Source organism: Symplocastrum torsivum (assembly GCF_059505465.1).
This window is the reverse complement of record NZ_JCACKQ010000019.1, coordinates 25,624-41,737: the sequence shown is the minus strand read 5'-3', so window position 1 is coordinate 41,737 and position 16,114 is coordinate 25,624. Positions and strand designations below refer to the sequence as shown.

At 49.2% G+C, this 16,114-nt stretch carries 13 protein-coding genes and 1 pseudogene; 5 read left to right on the top strand and 9 right to left on the bottom strand.

Annotated elements, in window-relative coordinates:
• Window positions 1-197: 197 nt before the first annotated feature.
• Together AC5JL3_RS06810 and AC5JL3_RS06805 are read left to right on the top strand one after the other, a co-directional pair.
• Entirely contained in the window at window positions 198-911 is a 714-nt protein-coding gene (locus AC5JL3_RS06810) for a glutathione S-transferase family protein (RefSeq protein WP_496073756.1), read from the top strand.
• 36 nt (window positions 912-947) lie between these two features.
• Window positions 948-1,886, top strand: a complete 939-nt coding sequence (locus AC5JL3_RS06805) for an NmrA/HSCARG family protein (RefSeq protein WP_496073755.1) — start codon at window positions 948-950, stop codon at window positions 1,884-1,886.
• A 56-nt stretch (window positions 1,887-1,942) separates the two neighbouring features.
• On the opposite strand, the gene ilvD is transcribed toward AC5JL3_RS06805, so the two are convergent.
• The 9 genes and pseudogenes from ilvD to AC5JL3_RS06760 all read right to left on the bottom strand — a co-directional run bounded on the left by ilvD (window position 1,943) and on the right by AC5JL3_RS06760 (window position 13,907).
• Complete coding sequence (gene ilvD, locus AC5JL3_RS06800; protein ID WP_496073754.1) at window positions 1,943-3,787, bottom strand: dihydroxy-acid dehydratase; 1,845 nt, start codon at window positions 3,785-3,787, stop codon at window positions 1,943-1,945.
• A 215-nt stretch (window positions 3,788-4,002) separates the two neighbouring features.
• Complete coding sequence (locus AC5JL3_RS06795) at window positions 4,003-5,343, bottom strand: protein kinase (RefSeq protein WP_496073753.1); 1,341 nt, start codon at window positions 5,341-5,343, stop codon at window positions 4,003-4,005.
• Window positions 5,344-5,517, bottom strand: a pseudogene (locus AC5JL3_RS06790) (protein kinase domain-containing protein); the annotation flags it as partial. It lies immediately after the preceding gene.
• 295 nt (window positions 5,518-5,812) lie between these two features.
• Window positions 5,813-6,736, bottom strand: a complete 924-nt coding sequence (locus AC5JL3_RS06785; RefSeq protein ID WP_496073752.1) for a ParB/RepB/Spo0J family partition protein — start codon at window positions 6,734-6,736, stop codon at window positions 5,813-5,815.
• The gene (locus tag AC5JL3_RS06780; protein ID WP_496073751.1) at window positions 6,733-7,497 is read right to left on the bottom strand and encodes a ParA family protein; all 765 of its coding nucleotides are present in this window, start codon (window positions 7,495-7,497) and stop codon (window positions 6,733-6,735) included. The genes AC5JL3_RS06785 and AC5JL3_RS06780 overlap by 4 nt, the downstream gene beginning before the upstream one ends.
• 181 nt (window positions 7,498-7,678) lie before the next feature.
• Window positions 7,679-10,264 (bottom strand): AAA-like domain-containing protein, encoded by a 2,586-nt coding sequence (locus tag AC5JL3_RS06775; protein ID WP_496073750.1) that lies wholly within the window; start codon window positions 10,262-10,264, stop codon window positions 7,679-7,681.
• Between the two features lies 1 nt (window position 10,265).
• Entirely contained in the window at window positions 10,266-12,458 is a 2,193-nt protein-coding gene (locus AC5JL3_RS06770) for an AAA-like domain-containing protein (protein ID WP_496073749.1), read from the bottom strand.
• Window positions 12,459-12,467: 9 nt separating this feature from the next.
• Window positions 12,468-12,812, bottom strand: coding sequence for a CU044_2847 family protein (locus tag AC5JL3_RS06765; RefSeq protein WP_496073748.1), 345 nt, complete (start codon window positions 12,810-12,812; stop codon window positions 12,468-12,470).
• Between the two features lie 117 nt (window positions 12,813-12,929).
• Entirely contained in the window at window positions 12,930-13,907 is a 978-nt protein-coding gene (locus tag AC5JL3_RS06760) for a tyrosine-type recombinase/integrase (protein WP_496073747.1), read from the bottom strand.
• A 507-nt stretch (window positions 13,908-14,414) separates the two neighbouring features.
• Here AC5JL3_RS06760 and AC5JL3_RS06755 point away from each other — a divergent pair.
• From AC5JL3_RS06755 to AC5JL3_RS06745, 3 genes are all read left to right on the top strand, one after another.
• Entirely contained in the window at window positions 14,415-15,347 is a 933-nt protein-coding gene (locus AC5JL3_RS06755) for a chitosanase (protein WP_496073746.1), read from the top strand.
• Window positions 15,348-15,440: 93 nt separating this feature from the next.
• Window positions 15,441-15,740, top strand: coding sequence for a hypothetical protein (locus AC5JL3_RS06750; RefSeq protein WP_496073745.1), 300 nt, complete (start codon window positions 15,441-15,443; stop codon window positions 15,738-15,740).
• A gap of 49 nt (window positions 15,741-15,789) precedes the next feature.
• Window positions 15,790-16,008: a hypothetical protein gene (locus tag AC5JL3_RS06745; protein WP_496073744.1), complete on the top strand. Its 219-nt coding sequence runs from the start codon at window positions 15,790-15,792 to the stop codon at window positions 16,006-16,008.
• The last annotated feature ends 106 nt before the right edge of the window (window positions 16,009-16,114 follow it).

Sequence of the window (16,114 nt, the reverse complement as noted above, 5' to 3'; positions counted from 1 at the left end):
CCTCGCCCTTGAATAATGGATAAGTGAGGTTATCTATAGTGTGGGGTTAGTTGCGGGGGAACGGCGACATAAATGTCGTTTCTGCCCGGATGCGCCAGTTATATACTTACGTCAATACCCTTGAGTGTTGATGGAGCGAACGCCAAAGTTTTCGGTCTACTGACCTTGACAAAAAGCGAGTGAATGGAGATTGACCGATGGACGAGACGACACCGTTAGTTTTTTACGCCAACCGCAACTGCCCGTATGCCCAGCGCAGTTGGATTACACTGCTTGAACTCTCGGTCGATTTTGAGTATCAGGAAATTTCGCTAGGCAAAGACAACAAAACCGAGTGGTTTTGCGCCCTAAATCCCAATGGAACCGTACCCGTAATCAAGCATGGGGAGACGGTAGTCTACGAATCGTTGGTGGTCAACGAGTACTTGTGCGAAGTGTTTGGCGGCAAAGGGGGGACTCTGATGCCATCACAGCTAGCCGCACGAGCGCGAGCAAGGATACTCATGACACGCTGTGACTCCAAGTTGGTCAAGCTCTCCTACAGCTACCTTTCTCACAAACGTACAGAAGACGCGGCTAAAGATGACCAGCTACGGGCACACTTAGAGGAGGAACTCCTCCTTCTCGATGCGGCTATTGAAGCTTCGGGTGGTCCATACTTTTTGGGAGAAACCGTAAGCCTTGTGGACATTGCCTTCATGCCCTTCTTTGAGCGGATGAACGTGGCGCTGTCTGCCTGGAAGGACTTTGAAATTGAAAATTCGGCGCGAGTACACCTCAACACTTGGCTGGAGGCAATGTCAAACCGAGAGACATACAGACAAACGCGCCTGTCGCCAGAGCGCATCAAAGAATTGTACTCTCAATTTCTCAATGTGGACTACTTCAAGCGCGTAGGCGTAGCCCTATGAAAACCTGACCCAACTGTTGATTGGTGCAATTTTAGTATGAACCACTCGTCAGATTCCTCTAGTGAGACAAAGATAAAAGTTGGCAAAGTTCTGCTGATTGGTGTGACGGGAGGTACAGGCGCAAATGTAGTTAAAGGATTTCTCGAACAAAATGTGAGTAACCTACGTGCCATTACTCGCCAAATTGACCTTGAGCGTCCTTCTCTATCCAGGTTGACTCATGCAGGCGTTGAACTGGTTGAAGCTGACCTAGATGATGAGAATTCACTCTCAGCCGCTTTTTCCGGGATTAAAGCTGTTTACTGTCATGCTACCTCTGGGGACTATGCTTCGCCCGATCCACGAGAAATTGAACGGGCGAAGCGAGTTGCACAAGCGGCGAAGCAAGCTAACATTAGCCACTTCGTTTATAACTCCTCCGGTGGGGTAGAGCGGAATTCTGGCATCAGCCACATTGAGCAGAAGTACAAAGTAGAGCAAATCCTCAAACAGACTGGCTTGCCAACCACGATGCTGCGAGCAAGCCTTTTCATGGAAGAGTTTTGGAAGCCCTATACGCGACCGTCCATTATAAAGGGTTCCTTTCCCTTCTCTGTTCAGCCTGACAAGCCTTTACACCTGATCACAACAAAGGATATGGGGCGCGTTGCTGCCTACGTGATGCAGCATCCCTCGAAGTATATTAGTCGAGAGATTGAGTTAGCCGGAGATGTGTTGACCCCAAAACAGATGGCGGAGGAATTTTCAAGAGTCCAGGGAAGACCAGTCGTCCACAAAGAAATTCCTCCCTGGATATTTTTACTTCTATTTCGCAAGCAACTGTTCGATCTTATTCAGTGGTATCGCCATCAGGGCTATCAAGCCGATGTTAATCACCTGCGCGAAGAGGAGTTTCCCAGACTCCTGACTACCTTTAGAGAATTTCTAGAAGAAACCAACTGGGCAAACGAAGAACTTACCTACGAGGACTTTTGACTTGTGTGTTGGCTGAAGCTCGGCTCATTTTCATCCCAAGTCTTCTGCGTATTTCTCTATTCGAGCATTTCCAGGTTTCGTACCGCGCCTTGATCCGCACTAGTCGCCAGCAGTGCATAAGCCTTGAGCGCCGCACTCACCCGACGCTGACGGGGCTGTGTCGGCTTCCAGGCATCTTTGCCCAACGCTTCCATTGCCACACGACGGTTGGCTAATTCCTCTGCCGATAGCTCCACATTGATGCGGCGATTGGGGATGTCGATTAGGATGCGATCGCCACCCTTGACCAGAGCAATGTTGCCACCCGCCGCTGCTTCCGGAGAGGCATGACCAATCGAGAGACCCGAAGTACCGCCTGAGAAGCGACCATCGGTCAACAAGGCACAAACCTTGCCCAGACCTTTGGATTTAAGGTAACTGGTCGGATAGAGCATTTCTTGCATCCCAGGCCCACCGCGCGGACCTTCATAGCGAATAATCACCACCTCGCCCGGTTCCACCTCATCGTTGAGAATTCCTTTGACAGCGGCATCCTGACTTTCATAAATGCGCGCTTTGCCTTCAAACACATGAATACTTTCATCTACGCCGGCCGTCTTCACAATACAACCGCGCTCAGCCAGGTTGCCGTATAGCACAGCCAGTCCACCCTCGATGCTGAAGGCGTGTTCGATATTGCGGATACAGCCGTTTTCCCGATCCAGGTCGAGTGAGGGCCAACGGGTCGATTGACTGAACGCCTGCTGAGTTGGAATCCCCGCAGGACCCGCCTTGAAGAAGGTGTGGACGGCTTCGTCATCGGTACGCATGACATCCCAGCGAGCGAGTGCTTCTTTGAGCGTCTTACTGTGAACCGTTGGCACGTCCGTGTGGAGCAATCCGGCACGTTCCAACTCGCCGAGAAGTCCGGGAATGCCGCCAGCACGGTGGACATCCTCGATATGGTAATTGGGGGTGTTCGGTGCCACCTTGCAAAGTTGGGGAACCTTACGCGAGAGGTGATCAATGTCAGCTAAGGTGAAATCGACACCGGCTTCATGAACAGCGGCTAGCAAGTGGAGAATGGTGTTGGTCGAGCCGCCCATAGCGATGTCCAGCATCACGGCATTTTCAAACGCTTTGACACTGGCTATGGAGCGCGGCAGTACCGAGTCATCATCCTGCTCGTAGTAGCGACGGGTAATGCTGACAATGGTTCGCGCCGCGTTGAGGAATAGATCCTTACGGTCGAAATGGGTCGCGAGTACGGTGCCGTTGCCCGGTAAGGAGAGACCAATCGCCTCGGTGAGACAGTTCATAGAGTTGGCGGTGAACATACCGGAGCAAGAGCCACAGGTTGGGCAGGCGGAACGCTCATACTCTTCGACAACCTCGTCGCTGATACTGTCGTTCGCGGCAACCACCATCGCATCCACCAAGTCCAGTTTGTGGTCTGCGAGCTTCGTCTTGCCCGCTTCCATGGGACCGCCGGAGACAAATACTGTAGGAATGTTGAGACGCAAGGCGGCCATCAACATACCGGGGGTGATTTTGTCACAGTTGGAAATGCAGACCAGGGCATCGGCACAATGGGCGTTGACCATATACTCGACCGAATCGGCGATAATTTCGCGCGAGGGCAGACTGTAGAGCATCCCGTCATGGCCCATGGCAATGCCATCGTCCACAGCGATGGTGTTGAATTCCTTGGCGACACCACCGGCGGATTCAATCTCACGGCATACCAATTGACCCAGATCCTTGAGGTGAACGTGGCCAGGTACGAATTGGGTAAAGGAGTTGGCGACGGCAATGATGGGCTTCTCGAAATCCTCGGTGTGCATTCCGGTGGCACGCCAGAGCGCACGGGCACCCGCCATATTGCGTCCGTGGGTGGAGGTTTTGGAGCGATAGGTCGGCATGGTGCCTCCGATTCGTCTAAGGGTTCTTAATAGTCTAAACTTTATGGTTGTGTCACAAAAACTTCGAGAGTGACAAACGCTCTGTGTCAATCGAGCGTGCGAGCGCTAAAGTTACCTGCCTAAGTGATGGAGCTGACTTGAAGAATGCCGATCTCAGTAAGGCTGCAATAACACTAACTGGTCACCTAGTCATTTAATTAGTCATTGTCAAATTGTTAGGCTGTGCCATAAACCTGTCGCTCAACACTAGTCAAACGCTCGCTGATTTCTGTAAACTGAGGACGCTGTGATAAAACTGGCTTGAGACACTCTTGCTGTAAGCAACGAAGACTCTCCACGGCTTTATAGTGCAAAGACTCCTCCTGGAGTGTGCAACGGTCTAACATATCCTCAAGTAAGCACCCAAACGCCCTCACCTCTAATCGTTCTAGCGCTTGCGCTATCACCCCATCACTCTTGTCATATTTAGAGGCGGCTCCAAAGTCTCCCAGCAAACTCTGACCCGTTTCATCCACCAGAATATTATGAGCATAGAGATCACCATGCATGAGGCCTTTGGCATGAAGGTGTGCCGCCGCCGAGGCAATGCCCTGAGCAATGCGTAAAATGACAGGCAAAGAGAACGAGGTGGAAGCACTGTAGGTATCTCTTGTGCAGGTGTCAAAGTCTGGCGGCTGCCCTAAGTTTTTGTAATGGGGAGGGATGAGCGAAAACACAAGCCCAAGTTTCTCCTGGGGTTCGTTGCTGAGCTTGCCTAGCACGTTAACTTGATTGTCATGGTACCCAGCCGCCAAACTTGCCGCCATTTCATCAGCCGGTAACCCGTCACTGGTGATTTCACCCTTGAAGATTTTGAGCGCCACCTCTTGTTGGGCAAGCTGGGTTGTCCAAAGCCCCTGATAAATCACCCCACTCGCCCCTTGCCCAAGGATTTCCCCCAGCGTCAGCTCAGACCAATCAATGTCTCGAAGTACTCGCTTTGTCGTAGTGTCTCTATTACACAAGGGGTTGCCAGCATAAGCCAGCCAAGACAGGCGAGGCAGGGTGAACAACCAAGGGGGCAGCTCAGTGAGCTGATTTGCCGAAAGCCGTATGAGTTCCAATTTCTGGCAAGAAGCCATTGACTCTGGGAGCGACTGAAGCTGGTTGCCAGCTAGCATCAGCTTTTGCAAATTGCTCAGGCGGCCCAGGGAAGTGGGTAGCTTCTCAATTTTATTGTTAGTGAGAATCAGCCAGCGGAGCTTTTGTGGTAGGGTCTGCTCGCCAACACTCGCAATCTGGTTGGATTTAAAACTCACAATCTTGAGGTCAAGGCAGTGTGAAAGAACCTCTGGAATTTCCTCAAAATCATTGTTGGTAAAGAAAACAATTTTGAGGCGCTTTAATCGTTCAAACTCATCGGGTAAGGTTTTTAAATGGTTATTCGATAGATCCAAGATTTCTAAGGAATCGGCAAGAGCATAAATCTCTGAGGGAAATTGAGTGAGTCCGCAAGATATATTGAGTCGTTTGCTCCCGGCTAACTCTCCAGAGCGAAGCAAGTCTAGGGTTTCCATTTAATGAGAAAGTAGCTCCGTGTAAGGAATATTGTTAAAAGAAATGCCGTCTCTCATCCTTCCCAATAAAATATTGCTGGGCTTGATGTCTCGGTGAATAACAGGTGGTTGCCGAGTGTGCAGGTACATCAGGATTTCTAGCAAAGCTTTGGCTAACTGTTTAACCTCAGCTTCGCTAAACGTGCGTCCAGCTTCATTGCCCCAACATAGCTGAACCCTTCATCCATTCAGAGTGATCACGATCACTTGCCGTCGCTGGTTAGTGTGAGCGAGGCGAGTCCGAACTATTTTGTAGTCTTGTAATATTGTGAGGTATCGGTTAATTGCGGTTAGATGACCTAAAGCCAAACTAACGGCAACGGAAATATAACAGATATAACAAATAAACTCTAGAATCTAGCCACGTTCCCAAGGAAGCGATCGCACCTCGTAAGACCAAAACGATTCAAGGAAAAAAAGAGATCTACCTTTACGCCTTAGAGAGCAATGCTTCAATCTGACCCAGCAAAGATTCCAGTTTCTTACGCTTTTTCGGGTCATCCCAAACTTTTTGCTTCTTAGCCAATTTATAAGTGGCTCCCATCCGCTCAGCTAGAGTTGGAGGTTCGCTCGACGACACTTTTGCCTCTTTGACCCGCTCTCGAATTCGACTCAAGGACAGGAAATCATGAATCGCATCTGACAGAAGCCTTTGACGTTCAGCTTCGTCTTTAATTTGTGCAATCGCTTTGGCTTTGGTGTACTCAAGGCGACCAGCCCGTAGAGCGTCCAAAATGTCAGCCGGCAGTTTGAGCAGTGGGAGGCGAGTCCGGACAAACGACAGCCAGTTCATTCGCCCCAAAGAGGTAAACACCGGCTCGATCGCTTCGGTTTCCTCCTTACCCGAAACATTTCGGGTAACTTTCCCTTTCGCTTCATTTTCCATCCGGTAAAGCTTCGAGGTGACCTCCTCTAAGTCACAGCCCAAACGGAAAGCAAGAAGGCTGAGTATCCCTTCCGTCTCCTCAATCGGATTGAGGTCTTCCCGTTGCAAATTTTCCACGAGAGCATACTGAACCGCCTGGTCATCAGTCATTACCCGAACCGTCACCGGCACTTCGGTTAATCCGGACTCAAGAGCCGCCCGATAGCGTCGCTCTCCCGCCACCACCTCATACTTCTCATCTACAGGTCGAACGAGTAGGGGTTGGAGAATCCCTTCGCTCTTCACCGACTCCGCCAAAGACTGCATCGCTTGGGGGTCAAAGTAGCGGCGGGGCTGATTGGGAGGTAGGATGATTTGGTCGAGGGAAACCGTGGAAGGAACTGTTGGTTCTTCCTCTTCACTAAAGAGAGCCACATTCTTAAGCTTTGAGCGGTCAGCGGGGGGTTGGGTACGTTGTCGGGGACTCATAGTAAACACTCCAATTGCTGGGCAATCTCATCAAAAAGGCGTAGGATAGCTTGATTTTTGTTAGGGCAAAGCGCTAAAGGCTTCCCATACTCAGCCGCTTCCGCCACCGCTGTCGCACGGGGCAGTGGGGGAAATATTGGTGCAAGGCTTGAGAGTTGTTCCGAGATAGATTGTAAAGTGCGCTGGTCGAGAGAGTTACTCACACTGTACATCGTCGGGAAAAACCCCGCGAACTTGAGGGTTCGGTTGAGCTTGCGCTGCACTCGTGCCACCGTCTTCAACAGCGAATCAGTCCCCTTCAAGGCTTTGAACTGACACTGAATTGGGACTAAGACATGAGTCGAGGCAACGAGGCTAATCTGACTCAATATCCCCAAGCTGGGGGGACAATCAATCAAGATGAAGTCGTAGTTAGGCAACAGGGGAGCCAGTACCTCTTTCAGCCGAAATTCCCGAAGTTCGGCAAAGATTAGTTCTTGTTCCGCATTAGCCAGGTCAATGTTGGCAGGAGCTAAATCCATACCCTGCAAGTTGGAGTGGAGCGCTATCGGCTCCTCTTCAAGAGACACTAGGGCATCGTAGAGCGTTTTCTCTAAATCCGCAGGCTCCAACCCCATGAACGTCGTCAAGGAAGCTTGGGGGTCCATGTCTACCAACAAAACCTTATGACCGCGTTGGGAAAGGTGATAGCCAAGATTTTGGGTGAGCGTTGACTTTCCAACGCCTCCCGCTTGATTGAACAGTGAAATAACAACAGTCAACGATCGCCGTACCGAGTGTTTCTGCTCAGACTATACCTCTATTAGTGAAACAATTCATCATCAGCAATGCGATCGCTCCCTTACTTTGCCTTGGAAACCCATTACTTGCGATCGATCATTCTCTTGCAATTAAAATCGCTCATTTTCCCTGTTAAGGAATTTTTACAGAAGGCTGGAAGGCTTATATATTACATTCTACAAGTCGCAACGCGAGAGAAAAAGTTACTTCCGCCCTCCATCCTCCACGGTTTCCGACCCGCCAGCGCTCCGCAACCACTGCCGTATTGCCGCCCTCCCAAGGCAGGTGTCCACTTGTTGCCTTTTTTTTGTTATAAATAATATCTCGTTCTGAGCTGATCCTCTGCCAGTCCACTTTACGCAAAAACTTATCCCAAGCTTCCCCATGAATTTGATCGTAGCGCCAATCGTAGTGCCTTGGTTGGTTGAGGAAGCTGTCCAAAATATGCTTTTGTATGCTGAAACCAAACTTTCCTTGTGAGCGTTCCACCCAAAGCTTGTCAATAGTATGAAGAGCAGGGCAGGAGAATTTTTTGATATCTGCGATATCGAGATAACCTTGTTTTTCTCTGTCTGCTATGTAGAGCATAGTTTGAACAGTTTTTCTATCAGCCTCTCTCCAGTTATTGACTCTCATTAAGTAGTTAAGTTCAGCGAAGAAGTGAGCTTTAAGAGATTCCCTAACCTCGTTAATTTTCCGTTGCTTGTCTGGACTTGATGTTTGGGGCAATAGTTCGAGGAATTCTCGATGTAGATTTTCCACAGCGCTCGCTGAGAGAATTTTCTGTTTCTCAGGAAGAAACTCATAGATTGGATTTTCTGTATCTCTATCAACTGGTGGTAGTTTACTCCCTGCCTCCTTGAGGGTATTGAATGCTTCCGTGTAAGCTTCTAATGCCTCTTGAGTCTTCTTTTGTTGCCTACGCAAATTCCCCTTAACTCTCTTGACGTGGACGCGAATTGCCCACTGTTCGGGAACATTCATATTTGCTTGTGAAGACAACAGCGTCAGACTTTGCTTAAGTGTTTTTTCCGCCTCATCCCACTGTTTCTCAGCCTCGCTCTGCTCGTCACTTTCCTCATATTGTCGTCCGAGTTGTTGATGGGCTAAGGAAGTAGAAGCGAATAGCATAGCTTGTCTCAGTTTATCGTTTGGGATGTCGAGCGCTCGACTTGATTGATTCCATGCCTCATTGGCCTCAGAAGCTAGTCCCATATCTTGGAGTGTTCCACCGATTTGAGCTAACCGTGAGATATTTTTTACACTTTCCGCTTTTACAACTTCCCTCCTTGCTAAGATTGCTAAAATTACGGCGACCAGTAAAGTTGTGACTAATACAACAGACCCAATGACAATACGCTGTTGTGCTTTCCGATTCGCCTCAACGAGAGCTTGGTTTCTCTGTTCTGCCGCTTCCCTATCCTTGCGTTCCCGCTCTAATTCCGCTTCCCTATCTGCTACGGCAATCCGCTCTTCAATCACCTTTTTTTCGCAAGCAGCTAGGAACTGCTGATCGAGATAGCTTAAATTTTTCCCTCTAGCCCAAGCTTGAGCTTCCTGCAATGCCCCACCGCGCAACAGTCGGGATTCATCCTGAGAATCTGAAGCTACCCAAGCTCTAAACACCTCGGAGTATGGACGCAGATTCCCTAACGCTCGCTCAATCCAACTTTGGTCAAACACCTCCCGATAAATCCGGTTGTAAACCCTTAATTTTCCTGCCTGCTTGACGACTAACCCCGAAAGCTGCAATCTGGCTTCTTCTTCACTATTGTTAGCGGTAACTTCTCCAGTGTTCCAAATCTGCCGATACAGTTCCAGCAAATATCCAGCCCGTTGCTCATTGCTCAAAATGCGATCGCGTATCGTCCTCAAATGCTCCGGCTCATCCTGAGATTCCCAGTTTTCGATAATGCGTGATCGCACTAATTCCTCAATCAACTCAGCTTCACTACCAGAGGCAATCGTAAATGGAGATGAGAGAACCAGTTGACATAGCTTTTGAGTCAGAAACGGTTGCCCTCCCGTCCAGGCTAATATTTCCGTGAAAACCTTTTGGGAATTATCCACCTTCCCCTGTAATCCCCGTTCTAACGGCTGCACTTCCTGCAACTGAAACCCCCGCAATTCAATGGCGCTGCCAATATTAAATGGCGTGCGGGTTTTATCCTGAATTAAATCTGAGGGTGTCGCTACTCCCAGCAGCGCAAAAGTAAGGCGTCGGTATTCTGGATTGTCTGCACGTTCGTTATAGCAAACCCGAATCAGGGCAAAAAAATCATCCTTTAAACTAAGCTTGAGAATGCTATCAATTTCATCGATAAAGATGACAATATTGTGAGGAATCTCTGCCAGCAGCACAGTTTCGAGAAATTCACCCAAGCGTTGTGTCGGCGATAGCCCTTCCCGCTCATTCCACCACTGGATTACCTTAATTTTGAGTCCCAAACTTCGCGCCAATCGGCGAACGACACCCAGATACCACTCGGCTGGAGTAATATCGTGGCTCCCAATCGAGGTAATATCGATAACACCACAGGCAATGCCATCTCCTTGCAACTGCCGCATTGTCTGCACCCGCAAGCTGGACTTGCCCATCTGGCGCGAATTGAGGACGTAGCAAAACTCCCCAGCTTTCAAAGCTTGATAGAATTCTTCATCAGCCTGCCGCACCACATAAGTAGGAGAATCCCTCTCTAAACTCCCTCCGAATTGATACTTATATGCCGGGTTGGGTGCTGTACTCATATCACTTTTGATTCCCCAGATGCTCGCGGAAATAGTATCGATACAAATCGCAGCGCGGTGTCACATCATTACCTTGAAGCGTGACTAGCCCCATGCTGTCTAATTTGAAGGCTGACTCCGCATCAAGCTCCACAGGTTTATTTTTTATAACAACCTGACGAAACGCTTGGGCTAACGAAGGATACTGTCTAAGATTCCACAAGTGTCGCCGCAGATGGTCGCTGTAAATTCCCGCTTCTGTAGGAGCCGTTTGCTCTAGTTCCTCTAGGATTGCATCCTGACGACGAATATGATAGAGAGCTTTTCGCACTAAATAGGGATGACCTCCCACCAGTGTCATCAATTGCTCAACCTGATGAGTTGACCAACTCAACCCATAACGCCCTGCCAAATCTTGTACTTGAGTTGAGGTAAACTCCGGTAACTCGATATTCGTTCCCACATTAAACGGTGATTGATTAATATCCAGGGGTACATAAACTTCGGTGGAATGCACCACCACCAATCGGAGTTTTTCCCAGAGTTCGCTATTCATATCGCCATACCGAGCAAACTCATACCAAGAGCGCAGCAGGGCAAAAAAGTCATCAGCAATTTCCCGATGGGGGAAAACCCGATCAACTTCATCCAAACCAATGACCAAAGGAGTATCGAGTTCTTCTAACAAACACTCCTCAAAGTAGGCAATACATTTATCCTTGCTGCCATACCCACTCCAATACTCCTCTAACTGATTCAACTTTTTCAGTCGGCGACCCACCTGTTCGCAAAACCAGCGTAAGAATCGATCCAGGTCGCTCAAAAGCGCACTATCTGCCCGCTGCAAGGTTATCGGTATCGTTTGATAGCCCTGCTCTTTAGCATGATTAAGAATCCTTGCCATCAGCGAAGTTTTACCCATTTGCCTGGGCGCTTTAATTCGGATTAGTGCCCCAGACTGCAAAATCTCCTCGTAACAGTCCACTTCAATCGGTGGTCGCTCCACGTATAAACTAGACGTGAGAGGGACTGACCCCCCTGGTTCTCTGTGTACTTCCGGCTCTGCTACTGGTAAAGGTGGACGCTCAGGGCTGTCCACCACAGGCAGTGCTATTTCTGGAGATTCTGCTGGGGCTGGTGCCTCACTTGATGCCAACAAACTCAGAATTTCCGGCAAAATCACCGGAGTATCAGCAGGCGAGTGCCATTCCCGCTGCTGAATCCGCTGCAAATAGCCTCGCAGGTCGTAATTTAGAGGGGAATCTATAGGAAAATTGACCCGAATCGGTAGGATTATCGGTTTATGTTCCGAACGGCGCTCGCGCAGTTCCCTCGCCCGTCGCACCTCCTCCGTTACCATCTCACTGGTTGCTGATTTATCAGACAATAGCAGCAAAAAGTAATCGCACCGCTCTAATTCTCGATCAATCCGCTCCGGCCAGTTTTCACCCAGTCGAATACTCTCCCCTGCCATGAAGGCTTCATGTCCCGCCGCTTTCAAGCCTTCATAAAACTGCTGGGCAAGCGTTAAATCTGGGTCTTGGCTGCGATAGCTGATAAACACTCTGGCACGTTGACCCGTTGGTTCCAAGGGTGGCACAGTCGGTTGGGGGTTGAGAAATCGTTCTAAACTCGACCACTTTTGGAGTACCGTCGCCAAGGGGACAGCGAGGGCACCTTCTGTATAATCAAAGGCAGCAATCAGTCCAATCACCCGTTGACTTTCAGCATCAAACACAGGCGAACCGCTATAGCCCCCCTGTACCCGTTGAGCATCCGCCTTAATTCGCAACCGTAGCATCGGCAGATTCCCAAAATTCGATTGGGAATTGAGATCGGTAATCGTGCCATCAATCGAGGCTCCCTCTGGAAAGTCAGGACGCCCATAGCCGATACTGAGAAAGCGGTTCATCGGCTCAAAAGTCAGGGACAGGGGGACTGCCTGCCCTTGGTAGTCTGATACCTGTAAGATGGCAAAATCATCTTGAGTGCGATCGCCTAAATACACTAAACTCACAGGTTGACCGTTAACCCGCACCTGTTCCCACCCACCTGCATCTTCTACAACATGAGCGCAAGTGAGTAAATGTCCTTCTGGTGAGATGAAAAAGCCCGTCCCCCAAATTCTGCCCTCTTCGGAAGAGGCGATCGCCCTTGGCGGTGCCGCGAATGCGGCAATCGCAACTGTACAAGTTTTAACCAGTTCCCAACTCATACAGCGTCATTATGAGTTCGGCTGGCTTGCCATATTCCAAGTCACCTTAACCTTGAGCGTCGCACCCCCAGAGGATTCCATCAGATAAACATTCCCCTTGGCACTAAAGCTGACCCCAAATTCAACTTCTGCACTCGTCGCTTGAGTTTCTTGATGTAGCTGCCTAAAGGCTCTAGTGAGCGGACGGCATCCTCGCACAATTAAAGCTTGCACCACCTCAAAGCTCTGATCCAGTTTCTTAACAGGTGTTTCTCCAGGAGCAGATACCCGACCAACTGCATCCTCCGGTGCATCTATAGCTACGAGAATGGTGCCGCCATCCTCCGTATCCAGTTCTAAAAGTTGCCGCGCCATGATTGATTTACTGGTAATTCCTGTCAAAGGGACTTGAGCGCTAGCCTAGCCGCTTCGTTAATATTAACCCCGACTCTTGATCCGTTTGTACATCACAAAATTTCAGCTGAGTGTTGTTCACTCCCCTTGAGCCTCTCGACTCCTATTCGTATGAATCTCCAACCGCTCCACCGCCATTCGCTTAGTCTCCTCTCCCCGGCGGTCATATTTAGCCGTTGTTACCGGACTGGAATGCCCCACTAGTTTCGCTACCGTAACAATATCAATTCCAGCATCAAGCAAATCCGAGCAAAACGTTCTCCTGAAATCATGAGGAGAGAACGAAGTCACTCCAGCTTCTAGAGCGCGTTTGCGAACAATCATCAGCACCGCCTGGGGAGTCATGTGTCGCTTGAGTAGCCGTCGCCCCTTGGTGACGGGATACAATAACGCTCCGGGTTCATTCCCCCGGAGCGGCAGCCAATCAGTTACCAACTCACACGCCGAAGAAGGAAGATACACCGTCCGGTCTTTACCCCCTTTGCCGCCCCGAACTTCCAAAGCCCTAGCATCAGCGTTGAAGTCCCGTAACTCCAAGTGAACCACCTCAGCTCGCCGCAACCCCGCTCCCCTTAAAATCGCCATCAAGGCAGCATCTCTCTTACCCGCCGGAGTTGGGTCTTTAAGGCAAACCTCAAACAAAGCCGTAATCTCGGCAGCACTCAAAGCACGACCTCTAAGTTTAGTCGTCGTCTTTATTTTCGGTAAGTCCACAGCCTTGGCATAGTCAGTCGCCTCCATCAAATCTAGTCTCACCGCTTCGGTGAGTACCCGCCTCAAGGCACACATCATCTTTCTCGCTGTCGCCGGAGAGTGTTGCTCTGAAAGTGCCGTCTGAACTGCCGCCGTATGCTGATACCGTAGTGCTGCCCAGTCCAAGCTCATCGCCTCACACTGACCATCAGTAAGAAGAGAAGCGATCGCATCAAGAGCCTGCCGCATCGTCGAGCGAGAGCCAGTCGCTAAAAGGGCAAGGTAAACTGCCGCCGGGTGCTGAGTAAGCGGCAGCGGATTAGAGAGCGCTAAATCTTTAGCGCCGAGCGGTCTAGAACCCATAAAGTTATCAGAACAGGGTTTCTAAAAAGTTATTGTGTCATGGAATGTGATCGCAATTTCTGTAGATTTGACATCAAAGCCGCCGCGCTACACTCAACTCAAACAGTGGTGATCAGTTGTTGTTTAGTTAGGGTTGCAGAATACCTAAGCTTAATCTCTTGTCCCAGGCGACATTGGATGTCGTGTCGGCTGAGTGTCGAGGACAGTAACCTCACTCGGCACAATTATCTCAATCGTGTTGTGGAAGCTGATATCAAGTGCCAAATTCCCAAGGCGGTAGCTCCGAGGAAGGTGCAGTGGCGTTTCACTACAAAGGATGCAAGGGTCAAATTACGTCGTCTCTACCCTAACCCAGCAAATTAAGCTTGCCGCGCTACTACAGCTAGCTGAAACTCTTTCCCATTTCTATCTCACGAAGTGCATCAGTTGATTTCACTGACACCTATCAAGAATCAGAAGGAGGGCATCAGTCCTCTAGGCAAAAACCCTACTAAGTTTAGGTAAATTATGACTTGTACAATCGGTAGTTCCTACACCATAAAGGCAGACGACATACTATTTGATATTGCCGATCGCGAATTAGGTGAGGGGAACCGTTGGCATGAAATTATGAAGCCTGATGGTACCCCATTCACAGAAAAGGAAGCTGAGAATTTGCAAGAGGGTCAGGAAATCTGCCTACCGAATGGGCAGACTACCCCGCCGTCGGCTAGTGGTGGACTAACTCCGGAACAGAAGCGCCGTGCGGAGCAGTTTACTAGTATTTTTGAGTTTGACGACATTGAGCTGCAATACCATTATGCCGAGGAACTCACCGATGACAGAGGTATCACTTGCGGACGAGCTGGTTTTACCACTCAATGGGGGGATGCTTTGGATGTCGTAGAGCTTTATAGCGAGAATGTGCCAGATAATGTCTTAGCAAAGTTTCTGCCAGAACTTAAACGCCTAGCTAAGAACATAAGTGGCAATACTAGCCGTCTGGATGGATTTATTAATGCTTGGAAGAAAGCCGCCAAGGATTCCAAATTTCGTGCAGCTCAAGATGAGGTTAATGACAGGTTATACTATCAACCTTCAGTGAAACTTTCAAACAATGCGGGATTAAGCACAGCCCTGGCAAGAGCCGCAGTATATGACACGATTATCCAACATGGGGAAGGAGATGACCCTGATGGCTTACCGGCGATACTGAAGCGTACACAAAAGCAAGTGGGCGGTACCCCTAAGACGGGCGTTGATGAAAAAGAATGGCTAGAGGCTTTTATCAAGATACGCCGGAAAGTTTTGGAACACGCACATAATCCCAAAACTCGAGAAGTATGGGCAAAATCAGTGGATCGTTGCGATGCCTTGCTAGAGATTCTCAAAGATGACAATTTCGACCTGCACGGTTCAATCCGAGTCAAGACAATTCATCACGATAAAACCATTCCTTAAGGTGTAGTTGCTCTTATGAAAAGAAGCTTTTCAAGCAGAGTACCAAGTAATTTAAAACACTTGCGTAAATCTCAAAAATCCTAGCGATAAGTGATGAAAGCTCTCTTTGAAAAGCTGACTTTTACAAGAAAATTAACGATTACGACGATGAACGCTGAGACAAGTCGGGCTTTGACTCCTGTATTTTTAGCAACTATTGGTGGAGTAATTGGTGTTGCGGTTTTAGTGACACCCAATCTTGATGATGGCAGATGGTCGGCTGGATTTGGACTAGCAGGTACAGCGATCGCGGGTGCAGCAGGACTTGCTCAGTCAACCAAAAACGAATCGACAATTTCGGCTGGGGAAAACTCGCGGATTGTGCAAACTCAAGATAATCCCACCCAACCCTAAGAAATTCCAAGAAATTCGATAAACTGAGCTAACGGAATCCACTGTCACTTTGGAAAATCAGTCACGTCACAAAACCATTGAGCAGAAAGTCAGAGAAGCCAATGTCTGGAAGGACGTTGAGAGTGAATTAGCCCGGATGAGAAAACTGGCGACGCTAAAACAAGGAGAGTCTCCTCCCGATGTGCAAAATGAAAGCACATCGGGAAGTGTTAGGCAAAATGCGCGATCGCTTAGCCAAAATGGAGGAGAAGATGCTCGACTTGACTAACGACGCTCTTCAAAATGCGATCGCCTTGAGTGAGGCACTAATTCTTCAGAAGATTTGAGGCAGGGTTAGATTCAAGTGCGATCGCGCAGTTCAATACAAGGCGCTA